The following is a 22,654-nucleotide window of genomic DNA, read 5'->3' on the forward strand; positions in this document are numbered from 1 at the left end:
CGCCGAATTGATCTTCCGTCATGATGATGCCGGCGCATCGCTCCATGGCGCGCTCTGCAACAGGATTCCTGCGGGTGTCGCTCTGGTATCAATATTACTTCCAGCTCGAGCGCGGCCGCGCCGGCCTCGCCCATCGCGAAGATCCTGTGGTCGCAATGGTCGCCGAACTGGGCGTTCGACGACGCCTGCTTCGAACGGACCGCGGCCGCGCATGACAATCCCGATTATGTCGACGTCGTGATCCACGGCTATCGCCATCGCTTCGGCCTCGCCGACGGCGATCCGCGCTATACCGGGCTGCAGCACCGGCTGGCCGCATTGCCGGCCATCAGTGTCCCCACCGTCACGCTGGATGGAGCCGAAGACGGCGTCGCGCCCGCGACCGACGGCAGCGCCAGCGCGGCAAAGTTCACCGGCGGACGGGTGCATTGCGTGATCCCGCGCGCCGGACACAATCTGCCGCAGGAGGCGCCGGAGGCGTTCGCCGCGGCGGTGATGGAGGTGATGAAAGGATAGGGCGCGTCACGCCCGATTCGGGCTGATCTTCCAGGCGATGGCCAGGGTCACGACCGTGAGGATTCCGCTGACGACGGCTGCCGCCGGAATCGTCAGCGCCAGCGCTGCGGTCGCGGCCCATCCGATCGAGCAGAATGCCTCCGCGAAGGTCGCGACGCGCGAGGAGGTCTGGCGCCGGCGGAACTGGCTGCGCTTGGCTTGCGCGCGGAACCAGAGCTGGACCGCTGCGGCTGATCCGGTCGCCACGATGACCGCAATGGCGGTCACCGCGGCCTGCCGTGGTGAAACCAACGCAAGAGCTCCGACCAGCGGCGCGAAGATGACGGCGATCGCAATCAGGACCACCTCGATCTTGGCGCGGACCACGCGCGACGGCGGCAGCGGCGCGGTCGCCACCAGATCGGCGGCGTCCTCGCCTGATATCGTCAGCCAGGCGAGCCCGCCGGCGAGCTGGCCCGCGGCCATCACGACGACGGGCGTGATCAGGACGATCGCGGTCGACGAGTCGGAGAAGCTTCGCCACAGCATCAGCGCCGGCGGCACCAGATAGAGCATCTGCATCAGGCTCTGCGACAGCAGCCACGGGTCGCGGCGCAGCAGCAGGAATTCCTTCCGGCGCAGCGCCTGCTGCCGCGAGCCGACCCGGAATGACCGATCGCGCCTGCGCGTGACCGCCGCGGGATTGGCCGCCACGCTCGTGACCGTGTCGGCAAACCGCGGCGCGAACACTGCCGTGACGACGCCGAGCATGATTAGCGCGCCGGCGACCAGCAGCATCATCACTTCAAGGTCGCCTAGCGCAGCGCGTGCCGGCCACCAGACGAGGCTGTTCGGACCGGGTGCGATGCGCGCCGCGGTGTCGGAGGTCAGCACCGCAAAGCGCGACAGCGTGCCGTAGGACAAGATCGCCACGATCTGCAGCGCGATCACGAAGCCCGCGCCGATGATGGCGGACACGATCTGCGCCACCAGCCGTGTCCGGCTCGGCCCGATCAGGCGGAACAGCAGCACCGCGATGGCGATCGCGGCCGCCGCCGCCGTCAGGCCGATTGCGGCGACGACGCCGAAACCCGCAAGCCAATGCGCGCCGCCGAGGATCGCTAGCACGTCGACGAACGGCGCCGACAGCAGCAATGCCATGCCGGTCACCGACATCCCGATCGCAGCGATACGGACGGAGAAGATATTGGTGAGCTTCGCCGGCGACGACATGATCAGGTCGAGGTCGGCGCGGGCATAGAACACGCGCGTCACCGATTCGATCGCCTGCGACAGCATCAGCGCCCAGGATAGGAAGATCGTCGCGGTCAGCACGATCAGCGATGAGGGATCGAGCGGAAACTGCAGGTCGGCAAAGCGGCCGACCACCGCATAGGCCGGCAGGTGCAGGATCGCGGCGACGATCAGGAGCCCGATCACCGCGCGGTTGCGGCGGCGCCGGCCGCCGGTCATCATCGCCAGCCATTCGCGCCAGGCGAGGCGGAATTCGTGGCGGGCGAACCAGGAGAGGTGGGCGGCCGAGCTCACGCGGCCGCCGCTTCAGTATCGACCAGCGCGATGAACATGTCTTCCAGGCTGGTGTCGTTGCGTCCGTTCTGCTGGCGCAATTCGGCGAGCGTGCCTTCGGCGATCAATTTGCCGGCTGCGATCACGCCGATCCGGTCGGCCATGCGCTCGGCGACCTCGAGAATGTGGGTCGTCATGATCACGGTGCAGCCGGTGCGCACGCGCTCCTGCAGCAGGCCCTTCACATGGCGCGCCGACAGCGCGTCGAGGCCGGTGAGCGGCTCGTCGAGAATGATCAGGCGGGGATCGTGCACCAGCGCACCGGCGAGCGCCACCTTCTGGCGCATGCCCTTGGAGAATCCCTCGCAGCGCTCGTTGAGATGCGGCTCGAGCCCGAGCGACACCAGGAGATCGCGCGCCGACGTCTCGGACTGCCTGGGATCGACGCCCCACAGGCCGGCGACGAATTCGAGGTACTCCAGCGGGGTCAGCTTGTCGTAGATCATCGGCTCGTCCGACACCCAGGCCATCACCTGCTTGGCGGCGACCGGATCTGAGAGCGCATCGATGCCGAGCACCGACACCGAGCCGGAGTCGGGCCGCAGCAGGCCCGCGACCATGCGCAGGGTCGTGGTCTTGCCGGCGCCGTTCGGCCCGAGCAGCGCGTAGAACTCGCCGACACGCACGGTGAGATCGAGCGCATCGACCGCCGGGCGGTCAAAACGCTTCCTTAACCCTCGCACCTCGAGTGCGGATAGTCCTGCGGTCATGATGTGTGGCGATCCCGGAGTTCGCTCTTCGGTTGCGCACGTTGGGCAAAAACTGTTTCGGCGCGGTGAATCGTCTCAGGCAAATCGAACGCGTTATGAACAAAACTCCGCGCCGCGGCATATCTCGGCAATTGTGATAATACCCGACGATCCGGGCTTTGTTGACAGGGATCGGGGCTTTTGGCTCAATTGGGTGGGACATAGGCGGCTTTCAGCGCTCCCGACACAGGGCGCGAAGGCGGGATGCACAAAGGCGATCGTCACGAATCGCCGGTGCATCGGGGAGGGAACGATGCTGGACTTTGTTCAGCAGCTCGTCAGCGGCATCGCGCTTGGCTGCGTTTACGGCCTGATCGCGCTTGGCTTCGTGCTGGTCTACAAGGCAACCGAGGTCGTCAATTTCGCGCAAGGCGATTTGATGATGCTGGGCGGCTTCTTCGCCTTCACCTTCATCGGCATGCTCGGGCTGAACTACTGGGTCGGCTTTGCCGGCGCGGTGATCTGCATGGCGCTGTTCGGCATGCTGGCCGAGCGGCTGGTGGTGCGGCCGATCCTCGGCTACCCGCAATTCTCCATCATCATGGCGACGATCGGGCTCGGCTATTTCCTGCGCTCGGTCGCCGGCATGATCTGGGGCACCGACGACTTCAAGATCGACACGCCGTTCAGCCAGGGCGTGTTGCGGATCGGCAGCCTGGTGCTCGCCTATGACAAGCTCTCGGTGATCGCGGCGACCGTCATCCTGTGCGCGCTGCTCTATCTGTTCTTCAACCGCACCACGCTCGGCACCGCGATGCGCGCGAGTTCCGAGAATATGCTGGCTGCCTATTATATGGGCATTCCGGTCAAGCGCGTGGTGTCGATCGTCTGGGCGATCTCGGCGGCGGTGGCGACATGCGCCGGCGTGCTGCTGGCGCCGATCACCTTCATCCATTCCAATGTCGGCCTGGTGCTGGGGTTGAAGGCGTTTCCGGCCGCGGTGCTCGGTGGTTTCGGCTCGATTCCCGGCGCCGTGGTCGGCGGTGTCCTGATCGGCGTGATCGAGAGCATGGCCGGCTTCTATCTGCCGCAGGGGTGGAAGGACGTCGCGCCCTATATCGTGCTGCTGGCAGTGCTGCTGCTCAAGCCGGAGGGCTTGTTCGGCGTTCACGCCCGCAAGAAGGTCTGAGGAGCAACGCATGCGCTTTCTCTTCAAGACCGATTACGACGACGACATCAGGCTGCTTCCGCATTCGGGTTATGTCTATTCCTACGGCCTGTTGCTGGCCGCGCTGCTGATCGCGCCTTACGTGCTCTCCAGTTATCTGATGAGTCAGCTCGTCTTCGTCTGCATCTATGCGACCGTCGGCGTCGGGCTCATGATCCTGACCGGCTTCACCGGGCAGGCCTCGCTCGGCCACGCCGCCTTCCTCGCCATCGGCGCCTACACCGCGGCCTATCTGCAGCAATTCAACGTGCCGTTCCCCGTCTACTTCCTCGCGGCGGGGCTGTTGACCGGCGTGGTCGGCGCGCTGGTCGGGTTTCCGGCACTGCGGCTGCAGGGCATCTACCTCGTGATCGCGACGATCTCCTTTGCCTTCATCGTCGAGGAGATCATGGCGCGCTGGGAGAGCGTGACCAATGGCAACGAGGGCATGCGGGTCAAGACCATCCAGTTGCTCGGCACCACGGTGTCGCGCGACGGCCCGACCTTCTATTATCTCTGCCTTGCGGTGCTGGTGCTGACCATCGTCGGCACGCTCAACCTGTTGCGTTCGCCGACCGGGCGCGCCTTCGTCGCGATCCGCGACAGCGAGACGGCCGCGCGCAGCATGGGCATCAATGTCTCGCTCTACAAGGTGAAGTCGTTCGCGATCTCGGCCGCCATCACCGGCTTTGCCGGCGTGCTGTTCGCGCACAAGCTCTCCTTCATCTCGCCGGAGATGTTCACGCTGCAGCTCTCGATCGAGTTCATCATCGTGATTCTGATCGGCGGCATCTTCAGCCTGCACGGTGCGGTGCTGGGTGCGATCTTCCTCGTCATGATCGATCCGTTCCTGACTTATCTAAAGGACGACATGCCCGGCGTGATCGCCGGCGCTGCGGCGACGCTGGGCGCGGGACCCGAGCGCGCAGGCCATATCCAGGATGTCGTCTCCGCCATTGCTTCCGCCAACGGGCTGAAGGGGGCGATCTACGGCATCATCATCGTGGTATTCGTGCTGTTCGAGCCGCTCGGGCTCTACGGCCGCTGGCTGAAGATCAAATTGTTCTTCCAGCTCTTCCCGCTCTACAAGCGTGCGACGTTCAAGCGGCAGAAGATCTACGTGAAATCGGAGCGGAACCGATGAGCTATTTCCGCGCCGAGAACCTGTCCCTGCATTTCGGCGGCCTGAAAGCTGTCGATGCCGTCAGCTTCGCTGTTGAGAAGGGCGAGATCCTCTCGATCATCGGGCCGAACGGAGCCGGGAAAAGCTCGATCTTCAACCTGATCTCGCGGATCTATCCGCCGACCTCGGGCAGGATCTTCTTCGAGGATCAGGACATCACGCAGCAGCCGGCCTACGATATCGCCGGGCTCGGCATCGCTCGGACCTTCCAGAACATCGAGCTGTTCGAGAACGCGACCGTGCTGAGCAATCTCCTGGTCGGCCGCCATCGCCATTCCACCACCCAGCTTTGGCAGGAGCTGCTGTTCCTGCCGAGCGTGCGTGCCAACGAGAAGATGCATCGCCGCCGGGTCGAGCAGGTCATCGAATTCCTCGATCTGGAGCCCTACCGCGACAAGCTGATCTCGGGCCTGCCCTACGGCGTGCGCAAAGTGATCGAGCTGGCGCGGGCACTGTGCTCCGAGCCGAAGCTGATTCTGCTCGACGAGCCGTCATCGGGTCTCAATGTCGAGGAGACCGACGACATGTCGTTCTGGATCCGCGACATGAAGAGCGAGCTCGGCATTACCGTGCTGATGGTCGAGCACGACATGACGCTGGTCAACCGCGTCTCCGACCGCGTCATTGCGCTGAACTACGGCCGTGTGCTGGCGATGGGGTCGCCGTCAGAGGTGCAGCACCATCCCGACGTCGTCGCGGCCTATCTCGGTGCATGAGGATGATGCCATGAGCACGCCCGACATCATCCTGAAGCTCAGCAACATCGAAAGCTATTACGGACCGATCATGGCGATCCGCGGCATCAGCCTCGAGGTGCCGCGCGGCCGGATCGTGACGTTGCTCGGCGCCAACGGCGCCGGCAAGACCACCGTCCTGAAGACCATCTCCGGCATCCTCGATCCGCAGAAGGGCACGATCGAGTTTTCGGGCAAGCCGATCCAGCGCATGGAAGCCGACAAGATCGTGCGGCTCGGCTTGAGCCATGTGCCCGAAGGACGCGAGGTATTTCCGTTCCTGTCGGTGCGCGAGAACCTGATGATGGGCGCCTATCCGCGCCGCGATCGCGACGGCGTGGCTGCTGACCTCGATCGCGTCTATGGCTATTTTCCGCGGCTGAAGGAGCGGCTCGACCAGCCGGCGGGGCAGCTCTCCGGCGGCGAGCAGCAGATGCTGGCGATCGGGCGCGCGCTGATGAACCGTCCGACGCTGCTGCTGCTCGACGAGCCGTCGCTGGGCCTGTCGCCGATCCTGGTGAAGGAGATCTTCACCATCATCCGCCGCGTCAACGAGGAGCAGGGCATGTCGATCCTGCTGGTCGAGCAGAATGCCAAGATCGCGCTGGAGACGGCGCATTACGGCTATGTGCTGGAGATCGGCCGCGTCGTCATGAACGACAGCTGCGAGCGGCTGATGAATTCACCCGACATCCAGGAGTTCTATCTCGGCGCCAAGGAGGCCGGCGCGCGGGGCGAGCGGCGCTGGAAAAAGAAGAAGACTTGGCGTTGAGCAAGACTTGGCGTTGAACAAGATTTGGCGTTGAGCAAGAGTTGGCGTTGAGCGGTACTTGGAGCTAGATTTCAGGCTCGTTTCGCGAACAAGACCGGCAATCGACCCGGCGCGCGGGGCAGGCGGCAGAGGAGGGAACGCGGATGGCCGGACCGGCGGTGCTGACGGTCGCCGACACGATCGCGAAGAGTTTTCTGCTCGCGGTGGAGACGCGTGGCGACAGGCCTGCGATCCGCGAGAAGAAGTTCGGCATCTGGCAGCCGACCAGTTGGCGCGAATGGCTGCAGATCTCCAAGGACATCGCCTACGGCCTGTATGCGACCGGCTTCCGCCCCGGTGACGTCGCCTCGATCATCGCCAATGCCGTGCCGGAATGGGTTTATGCCGACATGGGCATCCTGTGCGCCGGCGGCGTCTCATCCGGCATCTACCCCACCGACTCGCCGACGCAGGTCGAATACCTCATCAACGATTCCCGCACCAGGATCGTGTTTGTCGAGGACGAGGAGCAGCTCGACAAGGTGCTGGCGTGCCGCGCGCGCTGTCCGACGCTGGAGAAGATTGTCGTCTTCGACATGGAGGGCTTGAGCGGCTTCTCCGACCCGATGGCGTTGTCGCTCGCCGAATTCATGGCGCTCGGCCGCAATTATTCGCAGGGCAACGACGCCTTGTGGGAGGAAATGACCGGCAGCCGCACGGTCTCCGATCTCGCGATCCTCGTCTACACCTCGGGCACGACCGGCCCGCCCAAGGGCGCGATGCATTCCAACCGCAGCGTGACGCACCAGATGCGCCACGCCAACGACCTGTTTCCATCCACCGACAGCGAGGAGCGGCTGGTGTTCCTGCCGCTCTGTCATGTCGCCGAGCGGGTCGGCGGCTACTACATCTCGATTGCACTTGGCTCCGTCATGAACTTTGCCGAGAGTCCGGAGACGGTGCCCGACAATCTGCGCGAGGTGCAGCCGACCGCGTTCCTCGCGGTACCCCGGATCTGGGAGAAGTTCTATTCGGGTATTACCATCGCGCTGAAGGATGCGACCCCGTTCCAGAACTGGATGTACACCCGCGCGCTTGCGATCGGCAATCGCATGGCCGAGTGCCGGCTTAAGGGCGCGACGCCGCCATTGTCGCTGAGGCTCTTGAGCCGCGCAGCCTACTGGCTGGTGTTCCGCAACATCCGCCGCATGCTCGGGCTCGACCGCTGCCGGATCGCCTTCACCGGCGCGGCGCCGATCTCCCCGGACCTGATCCGCTGGTATCTCGCGCTCGGCATCGACATGCGCGAGGTCTACGGCCAGACCGAGAATTGCGGCGTCGCCACCATGATGCCGGCGGATCGCATCAAGCTCGGCTCGGTCGGCAAGGCGGCGCCATGGGGCGAGGTGATGATCTGCCCGAAGGGAGAGATCCTGATCAGGGGCGACTTTCTGTTCATGGGCTATCTCAACCAGCCGGAAAAGACCGCGGAGACGATCGACGCCAAGGGCTGGCTGCACACCGGCGACGTCGGCTCGATCGACAATGAAGGCTATGTGAAGATCACAGACCGGATGAAGGACATCATCATCACCTCGGGCGGCAAGAACATCACGCCGTCGGAGATCGAGAACCAGCTGAAATTCTCGCCTTATGTCTCGGACGCGGTCGTGATCGGCGACAAGCGGCCCTATCTGACCTGCCTGATCATGATCGATCAGGAGAATGTCGAGAAATACGCCCAGGATCACGACATCCCCTTCACCAATTACGCGAGCCTGTGCCGTGCGCGCGAAATCCAGGATCTGATCCAGCGCGAGGTGGAGACGGTGAACGCCAGTTTCGCGCGCGTCGAGACCATCAAGAAGTTCTACCTGATCGAACGCCAGCTCACGCCGGAGGACGAGGAGCTGACGCCGACCATGAAGCTGAAGCGAAGTTTCGTGAACAAGCGCTACGCGGCCGAGATCGATGCGATGTATGGCGAGCGCGCGGTCGCGTAGAGCATGATCCGGAGAAGTGTGAAGCGGTTTTCCGAAAAGATCATGCTCAAATAAGGCGCGACCAGGCAAATGGCGAAGGCGTGAGTAAGGCCCAGCCCTTCGCTCAACACGGGCCATCGAAGGAGGAGACTGCAATGTCGAAATCGCTGAAGGCGCTGGGCCTGGCGGTGAGCGCCCTGGCGCTGACCTGTCTGCCGGCCGCGGCCCAAACCAAGGTCACCAACGAGGGCATCTCGCCGACCGAGATCGTGATCGGGACGCATCAGGACCTTTCGGGCCCGATCAAGGTCTGGGGCGTTCCGGTGTCCAACGGCATGAAGATGGCGGTGGAGGAGATCAATGCGAGCGGCGGCATCAACGGCCGCAAGCTCAAGATGATCCTGGAAGACAACGGCTATGATCCGAAGAAGGCCGTGCTGGCGTCGCAGAAGATGGTCGAACGCGACAAGATCTTCGCAATGATCGGCGCGATGGGCTCGCCGACCGTGCTTGCCGCACAGGATATCCTGTTCGACGCCGGCGTGCTGCAACTGTTCCCGCTCACCGCGGCCGAGTTCACCTTCAAGTTCGATCCGAACAAGCCGCAGGAGCGGCTCAAGTTCAACAATTTACTGCCCTATGTGGAGAGCACGCGCGCCGCGCTCAAATACATGATGGAGTGGAAGAACTTCAAGAAGCCCTGCATCATGCATCAGGACGACGAGTACGGCAAAAACGTGCTCGACGGCTTCAACCAGCAGCTCGCGGCGATGAAGGTGCAGCCGGCCTCGATCACGAGCTACAAGCGCGGCGCCTCCGACTTCTCGGCGCAGGTCGCCAAGATGAAGTCCGACGGCTGCGATCTCGTCGTGCTCGGCACCGTGATCCGCGAGACCATCGGCGCGATGAGCGAGGCCAGGAAGCTCGGCTGGGATGTGACCTTCCTCGGCGCCACCCCTACCAACGTGCTCGAAGTGCCGACGCTCGGCAAGGAGGCGGTGGAAGGGCTCTACGCGGCCTCAGGCTTCGAAATCCCCTATGAGGACACCGCCAAGGGCAAGGTGAAGGACTGGCTCGTCAACTACAAGAAAATGTTCGGCACCGAGGCCAACACGCAGGCGATCATCGGCTACAACGCCGTGATGACCTTCGCCTTCTACGCGCAGAAGGCGGGCAAGGACCTGACCGGCCAGAAGATGCTCGATTCGCTGGAATCAGGTGACAAGTTCCTCGACATCTTCAATTCGCCGCCGACCAAGTTCTCCAAGACCGATCACCTCGCCAACACCATCACCCAGGTGCAACAGGTCAAGAACGGTCGCTGGGTCCTGGTGAAGGACAATCTGATGTTCTGAGCCGTCGCTCAGGACTCAAACCATACCGTTATCGCGAGCGAAGCAATCCATCTCCTAAGCAGGAGAAATGGATTGCTTCCGCTTTCGCGTGCGTGGGCGACCTGATCAGTTCACGTGTGCCGGTCGCAGCGCGGCCTCCATGACAGGCGGCGCGTCGATATACTTGCTGACGCCGTGCTGGTCGATCACGAAGGTCGGCCGGAAATTCCTGACGTCGGAATCCTTGATCATCGCCATCCGGCGGTTGTCGAGCGTGAGCCAGCGGCCGTCGAGCCGCGCCGCGACGACGGCATGGTCCTCGCCGCCGAGCAGGTCATGCATGATGACGATCCGCAAATCATCAGGTGCGACGCCGGCCTCTCGCAGCGCCACGAATTTCGCGATGGCATAGTCCTCGCAGTCGCCGGCGCCCTTGGCGAAGGTGGCGAGGGGCGAGGTCCAGACGTCGATCTCGCCGTACAGCGCAAGATCGCTGCCCGGGCGGATCGCAAGATTGACGGCGCGATTGATCGTGCCAAGCCGGGCACGGCCGTCACGCGCCCGTCCGGCATCGATGATCGCCAGGAACCGCAGCGCCTCCGGCGACCCGCAGCCCTCGCGATCGCCGTCGCAGTGCGCAAGCTGAACAAGTTCATCGGCAAGCTGGCGCTGCACCCCGAGCCATTTTCTGTGCAGCCCGCCGTTGGCAAGCAGGGTGGTCGGCAACCCGAACGGCTCGGTTGACTTCCCGATCAGCTCCGCCGGACCGGGCGTCAACAGCGACGCGGCGTTCAGCTCGGCAGCCGGCGTGAGCCAGACCAGGCTGCAGACGAGCATGACGCCGCGCAGCGCGCGCGACTGAAGCGAGTCCGTCATGGGACACCCCCGTCCGGGCATCGGTGGGGTGATCGTACACCCTGGCGTGACCGGATCGTTTCATACGTCAGGGTGGGACACGATGTTTTGAATCTGCTTAAAACCCGTCGAATCGGGCCCGGATGCGCAAAAGACGCTGAAGGGCGCCTCGTCGGCGTCCCGAAAACTTTATCGATCTTGTGAACGCGTCCGGCGAACCTTTCACCGTCTGCCGGCGCCTTATCCTCGCTTTCTGGTTTAATCCGGCAGAGCTGTACGGAATTGTGCGATTTGTAAGCCAATTCACAGCCTTAGCCGGGAACTTGGGCTCAAATCCGGTCGGGAATTTGAGGGAAAATACAGGCAAGTAGAAAAATGGCCGTCAATACCACGAATACGTGGACCAATACCTACACAGCTCAAAACTTACCTCAGATTACCCGGAATCAAGCTCAAACCAGACGAGACTCGGCAGTAAGAGCCGCGGTCAACCCGTTCGAAAAGCGCGACGGGATCGCCTTTGCGTAAGCACAGGCCGGTTTCGCCGGGTTCCATCAGATGATATGCAAGCATAGTCGTTTGCATATTCCATAAATATTTCCCCTTACGTGCGGTGATCCGCGGTGAACTTTGTCGATAAATTTGACGGCATCTTGCCGAGCCTGGACGCTCACGCCCGTGGGCAGGTCCATGTCGACAGCGTTTCGGGACATGCGCCGCCCGGCGCAATCATCGTTGACGACGCCCAACTGCTGTTCACCGGCGATTTCAAACGTTCCGGCCTCGATCTGGTCCTGTCGAAGGATGATCGCGAGCTGGTCCTGCACGACTACTTCAGGGGTGAAAAACGCGCGCCCCTGGCCTCGCCCGACGGCGCGCATCTGACCGGCGACATCGTCAACGCGCTCACCGGTTACACACAATTTGCCCAGGCCGGCGGTGCTGTCGAGCCGCCGAAAGTCATTGGTCACGTCAGCAAGCTTGTCGGCAGCGCTACCGTCGTTCGCAACGGCGTCGCGGTCGTGCTGAACCAGGGCGACAATGTCTACAAGGGCGACGTGGTCCAGTCCGGCGCCGGCTCGACGCTCGGCATCACCTTTATCGACGGCACCGTGTTCGGTCTCGGGCCGAACGCGAAAATGGTGCTGAACGAAATGATCTACGACCCGAACGGGTCGAACAATTCATCGCTGCTGAGCCTGGTCCAGGGCACGATCTCGTTCGTCGCCGGCGCGACCGCCAAGCATGGCGACATGAAGGTCGATACGCCGGTCGCGACCATGGGCATTCGCGGCACGGCGGTGCTGGTCGAAATCGACTTCGACGTGCAGGGAACAGGCGGCGTGCCGCCGGCCAAATTCCAGGTGCTGGTCGAGCCGGACGGCACCACTGGCTCCTACATCCTGTTCGACAAGACCACGCTCAATCCGATCGCGACCGTCGATCGGGCCGGTACGCAAACCATCGTCAATGGCGCGGGCAGCGTCAGCTTCCTGTCGTCTGCGCAACTGTCGACCGATGCACAGAAGCTCATCTCCGACGTCTTCGCGCTCAAGTTCACCGACAATACCAATCCAAACACCAAGCTCACATCGAACTTCACCGACTCGATCGTCCCGACCACGACAGGCTTCAAGCTCGTTGGTGGCGATATCGTCGCGCCAACGATCTTCCTGCTGACCTTTGTCAACGGCCCGGCGCAGAATGTCGCGACCAAGGGCCACGACCACGTCGCCGGGGCGCCCGAGACCGTGACGTTCAATGCCGCGTTTACCGAGCAGCCCGGGCTGACCCAAAGCGCGTCCCCTGACACGGTTTCGAGCGTGATCAGATGGGTTGACGTCAACCTCGGCGATATACCAAGTGCAACGGCGAGCTTTACGTCGTTCACCTACCAGGACGCCCAGCACAACGACGTCACCGCTTCGCTGACGGCCCAGCAACTCGCGGCCATCAAGGCGGTCGAGATCCCGCTGCTCGTTGAGCAAAACCCTCGCAACACCAACATCGGTTCCGCGGCCTGGACTTACAGCCTGCCGGATAGCGCCTTCGATTTCCTGGGGGCCGGCGAGACGCTGACGCTGACCTACACGGCGCGCGTCGACAACAATTACGCGCTTCTCAACGAGACCGCGTTCAAGACCTTCACCATCACGATCACCGGCACCAACGATGTGCCGATCGTGACGTCGTTGGCGCAGGCGGCCACGATCACCGAGACGCCGTGGACGACGCATTCCACCGTGCCGGATACGGCGCGTGGGACGGTCACCTTCACCGATCCGGACCTGACCGACACCCATACTGTCACCATCACCGGCGTCACCGAGTCAGGCGTTACCACCGGCCTCGCCGACCAGGCGACCGTGCTGAGCTGGTTGTCGCTCGGGGCGCTCACCGATTCGACCGATGGCGTGACGGGATCGCGCTCCTGGACGTTCTCGGCCGCCGACAAGGATTTCGACTACCTCGCCGCCGGCGAGACGCTCACGCTCACCTACACGGTTCAGATTGACGACCATCACGGCGGCGTGGTCACGCTGCCCGTCACGATCACGATCGTCGGCACCGACGACAAGCCGGTGATGACGTCGCCGACGCAGGCCGCCGCGATGACCGAAGCCCCCGGGGTGACCGGCTCGCTGAGGCCCGATACCGCGTCCGGCACGGTGACCTTCACCGACGTCGACCTCAGCGACACCCACAGCGTGACCGTCGCTGATGTGACCGGGTCCGGTGTCACCACCGGTCTTGCCGACCGGGCGACCGTGCTGAGTTGGCTGTCGCTGGGAGCACTCGCCGATTCGACCAATGGCGTGACGGGATCGCGCTCGTGGACGTTCTCGGCTGCCGACAAGAATTTCGACTATCTGGCCGTCGGCGAGACGCTGACGCTCGTCTACAGCATCCAGGTCGATGACCATCACGGCGGAATCGTTACCCAACCCGTCACGATCACCATCACCGGCACCAACGACGTGCCCGTCATCACGTCGGCCCCGCAGACGGCTGCAATTACCGAGATCCCGGATACGACCGGTTCGTTGAATCCGGATACGGCCTCGGGCGCGGTGACCTTCACCGATGTCGACCTTAGCGATACCCATACCGTGAGCGTCACCGGCGTGACCGAGGCCGGAGTTACCACCGGCCTTGCCGACCCGGAGACGGTGCTGAGCTGGTTGTCGCTGGGCACGCTGGCGGATTCGATCAACGGTGTGACGGGATCGAGCCCTTGGACGTTCTCCGCAGCCGACAAGAATTTCGATTATCTCGCCGCCGGCGAGACGCTGACGCTCACTTACACGGTCCAGGTCGACGACCATCACGGCGGGGTCGTCACCCAGCCGGTGACGATCACGGTCACCGGCACCAACGACGCGCCCGTCGTCACGTCGGCCCCACAAGCCGCTGCGATCACCGAGTTGCCGGATACGACCGCTTCGTCCACACCGGACACTGCCAAAGGCACGATCACCTTTACCGATCCCGATCTCAGCGACACGCACAAAGTGTCCATCGCTGGCGTGACCGAGACCGGGGCGACTTCCGGCCTGCCCGACCAGAGCGTCGTGATGAGCTGGTTGTCCCTGGGCACGCTGGCGGATTCGACCAACGGTGTGACGGGATCGAGCGCGTGGACGTTCTCCGCAGCCGACAGCAATTTCGACAATCTCGCCGCCGGCGAGACGCTGACGCTCGCCTACACGATCCAGGTCGAGGACGCTCACGGCGTGGTCGATCAGCCGGTCACCATCACCATCACCGGCACCAACGACGCGCCGACGCTCCCCGACCTTGGCACGGTCCTCGCTCCCGCGACCGACGGCAGCTTCGGCACGATGGTCGGGACGCTCCACGGGTACGATGTCGACGACGGCGAGACCGCAACGCTGACTTATGGTGCCCTCGATCAAGCGCATCAGGCAACGAACACGGCGATCAAGGGCCTTTACGGCTCCCTGACGGTGAACGCCAACGGCACCTACACCTATGTTCCCGATGCCGCAATCAAGGCGCTCCCCGCAGGCGCCTACACCGACACGTTCGGCATCGAGACCACCGATGTTCACGGCGCCATGGGTACGGCCACGCTGACGATCGATATTCTCGGCGCCGGTGCCGTTCCGGTGCTCAATGTCGACAATCTCACCGTGACGCACGATGTCGAGAGCGGCATGGACACGATTTCAGGCCTGACCGTCGCGGATGCGGGCGCCAGCGCCAACGAGACCTTCACCCTGACCGCGACGGCCAGCTCGGGCAGCAGCGTCAATCCTGCGTCCGATGCGGGGGATCTGACCCACGTCAACGCCACGCTGGCGTCCGGCCTCACCTATCACGAGGGTGGCGAAGCGCCGACGGACATGGTCACGATCTCCGTGGTCGACAGCCATGGCGCGAGCGATACGGTCAATCTGATCTTCGACGTCCAGCAGAATTCGACCGAACCGGTGACATTGACGGGCACCACCGCCAGGGATGTGCTGTTCGGCATGCCGGGTCATCAGGACCAGTTTGTGTTCGCGCCGAACTTCAATCACGACACGATCATGAATTTCACGCCCGGTCAGGACCATATCGACCTGTCTGCGGTGGTATCGACCGCCGATGCGACCACCTGGTTCAACCAGCATGTTGCGGTCTCCCCGACGAATTCGGCCGATACGCTGATCACTGTCGATGCCACCGACACCATTACGCTGCACGGGGTCGCCAAGGCGAGTTTGTCGCAGAACGACTTCATCCTTCATATCGGCTGACCGGCGTGCGGTGCCTGGGGCGGCGTCGATCGTAAGCTGTCCCGCGTTGCGTGCGTCGTGCCCGATTGGAACAAGCTCCCGTGCATGATATCCAGATCGCATGAAACGGCTGAGGGCGATACAGAGATCGTTCGCGCGACGCTTCGGCTATGCGCGGCTGGCGTGCGTGGTGCTGCTGATCGGCATCGCCGCGCTGCGCGTCGTGGATCCGGCGCCGGTCGAGGAATTGAGGGTCCGGGTCTTCGACTCGTTCCAGCGCATCGATCCCCGCAAGAAGACGATCCGTCCGGTCACGATTGTCGATATAGACGAGAAAAGCCTGGCCAAGCTCGGCCAGTGGCCGTGGCCGCGAACGACCATCGCCGACATCATTATCAATCTGACCAGTCTCGGCGCAGCCGCGATCGGTTTCGACGTGGTTTTCTCGGAGCCGGACCGTCTCAACCCCGATAGGGTCGCGGGTCAGATGCGGTTCATCGACGAGGTCACCAGGAAGCGACTGCGGGAGTTGCCGACCAACGACCAAATCCTGTCCGATGCAATCCGCCGGTCGCGCGTGGTGCTGGGCGAGACGGGGCTCGCGCAAGTGAGGTCGGAGCTCGACGAAACCCTGCCGACGACGGCGTTTGCGACGCTCGGCGAGGAAGCCGAGCCTTTTCTGTACCAGTTTGCCGGCTTGCTGCGAAACGTGCCTGTGCTGGAGCGCGCCGCCGCCGGGCGCGGCCTGTTCACGATCAAGACCGAGCGGGACGGCATCGTCCGGCGGGTGCCGATGGTGATGCGGGCGCAGGGCATGCTGATGCCATCGCTCAGTCTCGAAATATTGCGGATCGTCTCCGGCACGCCGACGGTGCTGATCAAGACCGACAAGGCCGGCGTCAAGAGCATCAATCTGCGAGGGCTTGAGATCCCCACTGATCGCAACGGACAGCTCTGGGTGCATTTCGCGCGCCAGGATCCGTCGATCTATGTGTCCGCATCCGATGTTCTCGACGGAAATGTGCCGGTCAACAAGATATCCGGCAAGCTGGTGCTGATCGGTACCTCGGCGGTCGGATTGAACGACATCAAGACGACGCCGGCGTCGGCGGCGATGCCGGGCGTGGAGATTCATGCCCAGCTCCTGGAAAGTGCGCTGACCGGGGCCGTGGTGCAGCAGCCGAGCTACGGCATTGCGCTCGAGTTCTTTGGTGCGATGATCGTAGGTCTTCTGGTCATCGCTTTTGCGCCGAAATTCGGACCGGTGACGCTGGTCGCGGTCGGCGGGTTGTTCGCGTCGGTGCTGGTGGGCACATCCTGGTATTTCTACAGCCAGCACCGGCTGCTGATCGATTTCACCTATCCGCTGATGTCGACCACGGCGATCTACCTCACGCTGATCTTCTCCGCCTTCGTGCGCGAGCAGCAGCAGCGCCGGCAGATCCGGACGCAATTCGTGCAGTATATGTCGCCCGCGCTGGTCGAGCAGCTCGCGCAGTCGCCGGAGAAGCTTGTGCTCGGTGGCGAGGAGCGCGAGATGACCATCATGTTCTCGGACATGCGCGGCTTCACCTCGATCTCGGAGACCTACAAGCGCGATCCGCAGGGCCTCACGGCGCTGATGAATCGCTTTCTCACGCCGCTCTCGAATGCGATTCTCGTCCGCAAAGGCACGATCGACAAATATATGGGCGACGCCATCATGGCGTTCTGGAACGCGCCACTCGACGACAAGGACCACCAGATCAACGCCTGCGAAGCCGCGCTCGACATGCTGGAGAGGGTCGACGAGCTGAACCAGGCGCGCGAGCAGGAGGCGCGCGAAGGCGGTCACATCTACGTGCCTCTCAACATCGGCGTCGGCCTCAACACCGGTACCTGCGTGGTCGGCAACATGGGCTCCGACGTGCGGTTCGACTATTCGGTGTTCGGCGACAGCGTCAATCTGGCGTCGCGCCTGGAGGGGCAATCCAAGGAGTACGGCTTCCCGATCATCGTGGGATCGCAGACCGCGCTAGCAGTGAAGGACAAATTCGCGATCCTCGAGCTCGACTTCATCATGGTGAAGGGCAAGAAGGAGCCCGAGGTGATCTATGCGATCGCCGGCCGCGAGGAGGTGGCGAATTCCGGCCGTTTCCAGCGGCTGCGCAACCTGACCATCGAAATGCTTGCCTGCTACCGCGGCCGCGACTGGGACGGCGCGCTCGCCGCGATCGAGCGCGGGCGCAAGACCGACGAGGCGCAGGCGCTGCAACAGCTCTACAGCCTCTACGAGGCGCGCATCCGCGCCTTCCAGAAGGCCCCGCCGCCTGACGACTGGAATGGCGCATTCGCGCTGCTGACGAAGTGACGGGTAAAAACTCGTCAAGCGCGGGCTTGACCCGCGCATCCATCGCAAGAGAGCGCCTATTCTGATGGATGGATTGCCGGGTCAAGCCCGCGCATGACGATGGGAAGTGATGGCGTCACTCCAGCCCGATCTGCGTCAGGTCCTGGAACCAGTGCTGCGCCTGGACGAACGTCTTCACCTTTGGCGACAGCGCATGCGGATTGGTGTCGTGCACCACCCACACCAACGCGGCGTCATCGACTATCAGCGCGTGCGCCTGCGCCAGAAGTTCGTCCTGCTTTACGGCATCGAAGGTCTGCCTGGCCTCGTCGATCAGCGCGTCGACCTTCGGGTTCTTGTAGCCGCCCCAGTTCACCCCGACCGGCGCGACCTGGCCGGAATGGAAGAACCGCACGATGGCGTAAAGCGGATCCGACGTCACATAGGCGATGTTGTTGGCGGTGATCCCGGCATTCATCTCGTCGGCCGCGCCCTTGCGCCAGTGCGTATATAACGTCTCGAGCTCGACCACCTTGAAGTCGACGTCGATGCCGATCTCCCTGAAGCTCTGCTGCAGGAATTCATTCATCGGCAGCGACAGCATCTGCGCGGTGCCGCCCTGCGCGATGATGAAGGTGGTCTTCAGCGGCCTATCCTTCGAATAGCCGGCTTCCTCCACCAGCTTCTTCGCGGCCGCGAGATCGTATGTCAGATCGAAGGTCGGCTTGCCGAACCACGGGCTCGACGGGTCTACCTGTCCCTTGGCGGGCTTTGCCAATCCATTCATCAGGCCAACCACGGCGTCACGGTCGATCGCGAGGTTGAGCGCCTTGCGCAGGCGGATGTCGGCCCAGGGCGAGCCGGGCAGCACGCTCAGGTGATAATTCCAGACATGCGGCGTGACGTTGTCGATGATCTTCATGCCGGCGACCTTGAGCTGCGGCACGGCGTCAGGCGCCGGCGTCTCGATCAAGTCGACCTGGCCTGCCAGCAACGCGTTGGTGCGCGTCAGCGCCTCCGGCATCGGGATCAGGATCATCTTGTCGACCTTTGGAATCCGCTTCTTGTCCCAATAGTCCGGATTCTTCGTCAGCTCGGCGAGCTCGCGCGGCACCAGCTTGGTCAGTTTGAACGGGCCGGTGCCGGAAGGCTGGCTGGCGAACTTGTCCCAATCGCCGCCGAGCTTTTCGTACTGCGCGGGGCTGGAGATCAGGAACCAGAGCATCTGATAGGGAAAGAAGGAGTCGACCGTCTTGGTCGTGATCTCGATGGTCGAGTCGTCGATCTTGGCGTAGCTCGCGACCGAGGGCAGGCGGGTCTTGACCTGCGCGCTCTGCCGCTTGTCGAACTGCGGTGCCTTGTCGTTCAGCACCTTGTCCAGATTCCAGATCACCGCATCGGCGTTGAAATCGCTCCCGTCATGGAATTTCACGCCGTTGCGCAAGGTGAAGCGCCACTTGGTCTTGTCCTTGTCGTCGACCTTCCATTCGGTCGCGAGTCCAGGCACCAGCTTGCCCGGCCTGTCGGCAACGTCCATCTCCCAGGCGACCAGGGGATCGTAGATCGTGTAGGCGGTGAACTGATAGGCGCCAGCGCCGCGGTCGGGCTGGCCCGTCGTGAGCGGGATGTCGGCCATCGAAATGCCGTATCGCACAATGGATTCGGCGCGCACTGGCGCGACCGGCCAGCCCGCGGCCATGCCAAGCACCGCTGCCGCCACAAGGATCGAACTGCGCGCACGCATATTAAAGGCTCCGCTCATTGAAAGTCGGAGCCAGGCTTGCAAGCATGGTGCCAGATTAGGCACCGTCACCCTGTCTTGCTGCGAGGTGGAAGGAAATGACGCGCCCCGCGGCTTTCTGCTGCCGAACCATTCCCCTTGGCACAGGCATTGCATACGCTTGCCCAAGAAATAATCACTGCGTCAATCACGTGAAGTCGAGAAGGGGTTGCTCACATGCGAAACAAGAAGACCAACGCGGCGGCGATGGTGCTGGCGCTTGCGTTTGCGGCAGGCGCGCCGGCGATCGCAAGCGCCGAGACCGTGCTGCGAATTGGCATGACGGCTGCCGATATTCCGCGCACGCTCGGCCAGCCCGACCAGGGTTTCGAAGGCAATCGCTTCACCGGGCTGACGATGTACGACGCGCTGACGATATGGGATCTGTCGTCATCCGACAAGGCGAGCGTGATGATCCCCGGTCTCGCCACCGAGTGGAAGGTCGATGACGCCGACAAGACGAAATGGATCTTCAAGCTGCGTCCGGGCGTGAAATTCCATGACGGCAGCGACTTCAATGCCGATGCCGTGGTCTGGAACGTCGACAAGGTGCTGAAGCAGGACGCGCCGCAGTTCGACCCAAGCCAGGTCGGCGTCACGGCCTCGCGCATGCCGACGCTGGTTTCGGCGCGCAAGATCGATGACATGACCGTAGAGTTGACCACCAAGGAGCCGGACAGCTTCCTGCCGATCAACCTCACCAACCTGTTCATGGCGAGCCCGACCAAGTGGCAGCAATTCTACGACAAGGCCGAAGGCGTCGACGCCAAGGCGAAGTCGCAGGCGGCGTGGGCCGCGTTCGCCAAGGATGCCTCGGGCACCGGCCCCTGGAAGATGTCGAGCTTCACCCCGCGCGAGCGGCTCGAACTGGTGAAGAACGAGAACTACTGGGACAAGGCGCGCGTGCCGAAGGTCGACAAGATGGTGCTCTTGCCGATGCCGGAAGCCAATGCCCGCACCGCGGCGTTGCTGTCCGGGCAGGTCAACTGGATCGAGGCGCCGGCGCCGGATGCAGTGCCAGAGATCAAGCAGCGTGGCTTCAATATCTATTCCAACGAGGAGCCGCATGTCTGGCCGTGGCAGTTCTCGCGCGTCGAGGGCTCGCCGTGGAACGATATTCGCGTTCGCAAGGCCGCCAATCTCTGCATCGATCGCGACGGGCTGCGTGACGGCCTGCTCGCGGGCCTGATGGTGCCGGCCACCGGCACCTTCGAGCGGGGCCATCCCTGGCGCGGCAACCCGACCTTCCAGATCAAGTATGACAAGCCGGCCGCGCAGAAGCTGATGCAGGAGGCGGGCTACGGTCCGAACAAGAAGCTGACGGTCAAGATCCAGACATCGGCGTCGGGTTCAGGCCAGATGCTGCCGCTGCCGATGAACGAATATCTGCAGCAGGCTTTGGCGGAGTGCTACTTCGATGTGCAGCTCGACGTGATCGAATGGAACACGCTGTTCACCAATTGGCGGCGCGGCGCCAAGGATCCGTCGGCCAACGGTGCGAATGCGATCAACGTCACCTATGCCGCGATGGACCCCTTCTTCGCGCTGGTGCGCTTCCTGCAGTCGGGCATGGCGCCGCCGGTTTCGAACAATTGGGGCTTCGTCAACGATCCGAAGTTCGATGCCCTGGTGAAGAAGGCCCGTGAGACCTTCGATCCGGCCGCGCGCGACGCGGCGCTCGCCGAGCTGCATGCCGCCTCGGTCGACGACGCAGCGTTCCTGTTCGTCGCCCACGACGTCGCACCGCGTGCGATGAGCCCGAAGATCAAGGGCTTCGTGCAGCCGAAGAGCTGGTTCGTCGACTTCTCGCCGGTCACGATCGTGCCGTGAGGCTGGCGGCATAAATCGATGTACCCTCTCCCCTTGTGGGAGAGGGTGGCTTCGCGAAGCGAAGCTGGGTGAGGGGTTGTCTCCGCGGATCGGACTTCTCATTACCTGAATTCACTCTCCGCGGGGACAACCTCTCATCCGGCGCGCGTGTCATGCGCGCCACCTTCTCCCACAAAGAGAGAAGGGAAGAAGCGAGTGACTCGTGTTTGCCTATACCGCCAGACGGATCGTCTACGTCATTCCGATCGTGCTCAGCGTTGCGCTGGTGTGCTTCCTGCTTGTGCATATCACGCCCGGCGACCCGCTGGTCGCCGTATTGCCCGCTGACGCCTCGCAGGAGCTCGCCGCGCAACTGCGCTCCGCTTACGGCTTCGACCGCCCGATGCCGGTGCAGTTCGGGTTGTGGCTGTGGCGTGCGTTCCATGGCGATCTCGGCAATTCGATCGCAACCGGCCGCCCGGTGCTGACCGAAGTGATGCGCGCGGTCGGTAACACCGTGATGCTGGCAGTCGCGGCGGCGATCATCAGCTTCACGTTCGGCCTGCTGTTCGGCCTGATCGCCGGCTATTTCCGCGATACCTGGGTCGACAAGGTCGCGACCTCAGTTGCGATCGCCGGCGTGTCGTTGCCGCATTACTGGCTCGGCATGCTGCTGGTCATCATCTTTTCGGTGCAGCTCAACTGGCTGCCGGCGGTCGGTGCCGGGCCCGGCGGCTCCGGCGCATGGGCATGGGACTGGGAGCATCTGCGCTATCTCGTGTTGCCGGCGATCACGACCTCGGTGATCCCAATGGGCATCGTTACCCGCACCGTGCGCGCGCTGACCGGCGATATCCTGAGCCAGGATTTCGTCGAGGCGCTGCGCGCCAAGGGCCTGCGCGAGACCGAGGTGTTCCGCCATGTCGTCAAGAACGCCGCACCGACCGCGCTTGCGGTGATGGGCCTGCAACTCGGCTACATGCTCGGCGGCTCGATCCTGATCGAGACGGTATTCTCATGGCCGGGCTCGGGCCTGCTGCTGAACTCCGCGATCTTCCAGCGCGACCTGCCGCTGCTGCAGGGCACGATCCTGGTGCTGGCGCTGTTCTTCGTGCTGCTCAACCTCCTGGTCGATATCGCGCAGGCCGCGATCGATCCGCGGATCAAGCGGAGCTAG

Annotated in this window: 13 protein-coding genes and 2 pseudogenes; 11 read left to right on the forward strand and 4 right to left on the reverse strand. The window is 63.3% G+C overall.

From position 1 onward, the window contains the following. Window positions 1–83: 83 nt before the first annotated feature. Window positions 84–516 (forward strand): annotated as a pseudogene (locus MTX19_RS05115) (alpha/beta hydrolase); the annotation flags it as partial. Between the two features lie 6 nt (window positions 517–522). On the opposite strand, the gene MTX19_RS05120 reads toward MTX19_RS05115, so the two are convergent. Both MTX19_RS05120 and MTX19_RS05125 read right to left on the reverse strand, forming a co-directional pair. Beyond that, entirely contained in the window at window positions 523–2,043 is a 1,521-nt protein-coding gene (locus MTX19_RS05120) for a permease (RefSeq protein ID WP_280982694.1), read from the reverse strand. Then, on the reverse strand, window positions 2,040–2,792 hold the full coding sequence (locus MTX19_RS05125; RefSeq protein ID WP_280982695.1) for an ABC transporter ATP-binding protein: 753 nt from the start codon (window positions 2,790–2,792) through the stop codon (window positions 2,040–2,042). The genes MTX19_RS05120 and MTX19_RS05125 overlap by 4 nt, the downstream gene beginning before the upstream one ends. Before the next feature lie 292 nt (window positions 2,793–3,084). On the opposite strand from MTX19_RS05125, the gene MTX19_RS05130 reads away from it, so the two are divergent. The 6 genes and pseudogenes from MTX19_RS05130 (at window position 3,085) to MTX19_RS05155 (ending at window position 9,983) form a co-directional block, all read left to right on the forward strand. Next, window positions 3,085–3,960 carry a branched-chain amino acid ABC transporter permease gene (locus tag MTX19_RS05130; protein ID WP_280974147.1) on the forward strand — a complete coding sequence of 292 codons (876 nt, stop codon included), beginning with the start codon at window positions 3,085–3,087 and terminating at the stop codon, window positions 3,958–3,960. A gap of 10 nt (window positions 3,961–3,970) precedes the next feature. After that, on the forward strand, window positions 3,971–5,122 hold the full coding sequence (locus tag MTX19_RS05135; RefSeq protein WP_280982696.1) for a branched-chain amino acid ABC transporter permease: 1,152 nt from the start codon (window positions 3,971–3,973) through the stop codon (window positions 5,120–5,122). Then, window positions 5,119–5,874 (forward strand): annotated as a pseudogene (locus tag MTX19_RS05140) (ABC transporter ATP-binding protein); the annotation flags it as partial. The gene MTX19_RS05135 and the pseudogene MTX19_RS05140, both read left to right, overlap by 4 nt. 13 nt (window positions 5,875–5,887) lie before the next feature. Then, window positions 5,888–6,667 carry an ABC transporter ATP-binding protein gene (locus MTX19_RS05145; protein ID WP_280982697.1) on the forward strand — a complete coding sequence of 260 codons (780 nt, stop codon included), beginning with the start codon at window positions 5,888–5,890 and terminating at the stop codon, window positions 6,665–6,667. Between the two features lie 143 nt (window positions 6,668–6,810). Next, on the forward strand, window positions 6,811–8,649 hold the full coding sequence (locus MTX19_RS05150) for an AMP-dependent synthetase/ligase (protein ID WP_280982698.1): 1,839 nt from the start codon (window positions 6,811–6,813) through the stop codon (window positions 8,647–8,649). Window positions 8,650–8,783: 134 nt separating this feature from the next. After that, window positions 8,784–9,983 (forward strand): ABC transporter substrate-binding protein, encoded by a 1,200-nt coding sequence (locus tag MTX19_RS05155; protein ID WP_280974142.1) that lies wholly within the window; start codon window positions 8,784–8,786, stop codon window positions 9,981–9,983. A gap of 105 nt (window positions 9,984–10,088) precedes the next feature. On the opposite strand, the gene MTX19_RS05160 is transcribed toward MTX19_RS05155, so the two are convergent. After that, window positions 10,089–10,838 carry a transglutaminase-like cysteine peptidase gene (locus tag MTX19_RS05160; protein WP_280982699.1) on the reverse strand — a complete coding sequence of 250 codons (750 nt, stop codon included), beginning with the start codon at window positions 10,836–10,838 and terminating at the stop codon, window positions 10,089–10,091. A 602-nt stretch (window positions 10,839–11,440) separates the two neighbouring features. On the opposite strand from MTX19_RS05160, the gene MTX19_RS05165 reads away from it, so the two are divergent. Then, window positions 11,441–15,580, forward strand: coding sequence for a VCBS domain-containing protein (locus MTX19_RS05165; RefSeq protein WP_280985866.1), 4,140 nt, complete (start codon window positions 11,441–11,443; stop codon window positions 15,578–15,580). 100 nt (window positions 15,581–15,680) lie between these two features. Next, on the forward strand, window positions 15,681–17,909 hold the full coding sequence (locus MTX19_RS05170; RefSeq protein ID WP_280985867.1) for an adenylate/guanylate cyclase domain-containing protein: 2,229 nt from the start codon (window positions 15,681–15,683) through the stop codon (window positions 17,907–17,909). Between the two features lie 115 nt (window positions 17,910–18,024). Here MTX19_RS05170 and MTX19_RS05175 read toward each other — a convergent pair whose 3' ends face one another. Then, window positions 18,025–19,632: an ABC transporter substrate-binding protein gene (locus MTX19_RS05175; protein ID WP_280985868.1), complete on the reverse strand. Its 1,608-nt coding sequence runs from the start codon at window positions 19,630–19,632 to the stop codon at window positions 18,025–18,027. 243 nt (window positions 19,633–19,875) lie between these two features. On the opposite strand from MTX19_RS05175, the gene MTX19_RS05180 reads away from it, so the two are divergent. Next, a complete protein-coding gene (locus MTX19_RS05180) occupies window positions 19,876–21,498 on the forward strand; it encodes an ABC transporter substrate-binding protein (RefSeq protein WP_280984697.1) in 1,623 nt (540 codons plus the stop codon). Window positions 21,499–21,700: 202 nt separating this feature from the next. Next, the gene (locus MTX19_RS05185) at window positions 21,701–22,654 is read left to right on the forward strand and encodes an ABC transporter permease (protein WP_280982704.1); all 954 of its coding nucleotides are present in this window, start codon (window positions 21,701–21,703) and stop codon (window positions 22,652–22,654) included.

It is taken from the genome of Bradyrhizobium sp. ISRA464 (genome assembly GCF_029910095.1).
In the GTDB taxonomy this organism is placed as follows: Bacteria; Pseudomonadota; Alphaproteobacteria; order Rhizobiales; family Xanthobacteraceae; genus Bradyrhizobium.

Bases quoted from the DNA above. Each gene is read 5' to 3' on its own strand.
- MTX19_RS05125 (WP_280982695.1), bottom strand. From the start codon at position 2,792: ATGACCGCAGGACTATCCGCACTCGAGGTGCGAGGGTTAAGGAAGCGT.
- MTX19_RS05130 (WP_280974147.1), top strand. From the start codon at position 3,085: ATGCTGGACTTTGTTCAGCAGCTCGTCAGCGGCATCGCGCTTGGCTGC.
- MTX19_RS05135 (WP_280982696.1), top strand. From the start codon at position 3,971: ATGCGCTTTCTCTTCAAGACCGATTACGACGACGACATCAGGCTGCTT.
- MTX19_RS05145 (WP_280982697.1), top strand. From the start codon at position 5,888: ATGAGCACGCCCGACATCATCCTGAAGCTCAGCAACATCGAAAGCTAT.
- MTX19_RS05150 (WP_280982698.1), top strand. From the start codon at position 6,811: ATGGCCGGACCGGCGGTGCTGACGGTCGCCGACACGATCGCGAAGAGT.
- MTX19_RS05155 (WP_280974142.1), top strand. From the start codon at position 8,784: ATGTCGAAATCGCTGAAGGCGCTGGGCCTGGCGGTGAGCGCCCTGGCG.
- MTX19_RS05160 (WP_280982699.1), bottom strand. From the start codon at position 10,838: ATGACGGACTCGCTTCAGTCGCGCGCGCTGCGCGGCGTCATGCTCGTC.
- MTX19_RS05170 (WP_280985867.1), top strand. From the start codon at position 15,681: ATGAAACGGCTGAGGGCGATACAGAGATCGTTCGCGCGACGCTTCGGC.
- MTX19_RS05175 (WP_280985868.1), bottom strand. From the start codon at position 19,632: ATGCGTGCGCGCAGTTCGATCCTTGTGGCGGCAGCGGTGCTTGGCATG.
- MTX19_RS05180 (WP_280984697.1), top strand. From the start codon at position 19,876: ATGGTGCTGGCGCTTGCGTTTGCGGCAGGCGCGCCGGCGATCGCAAGC.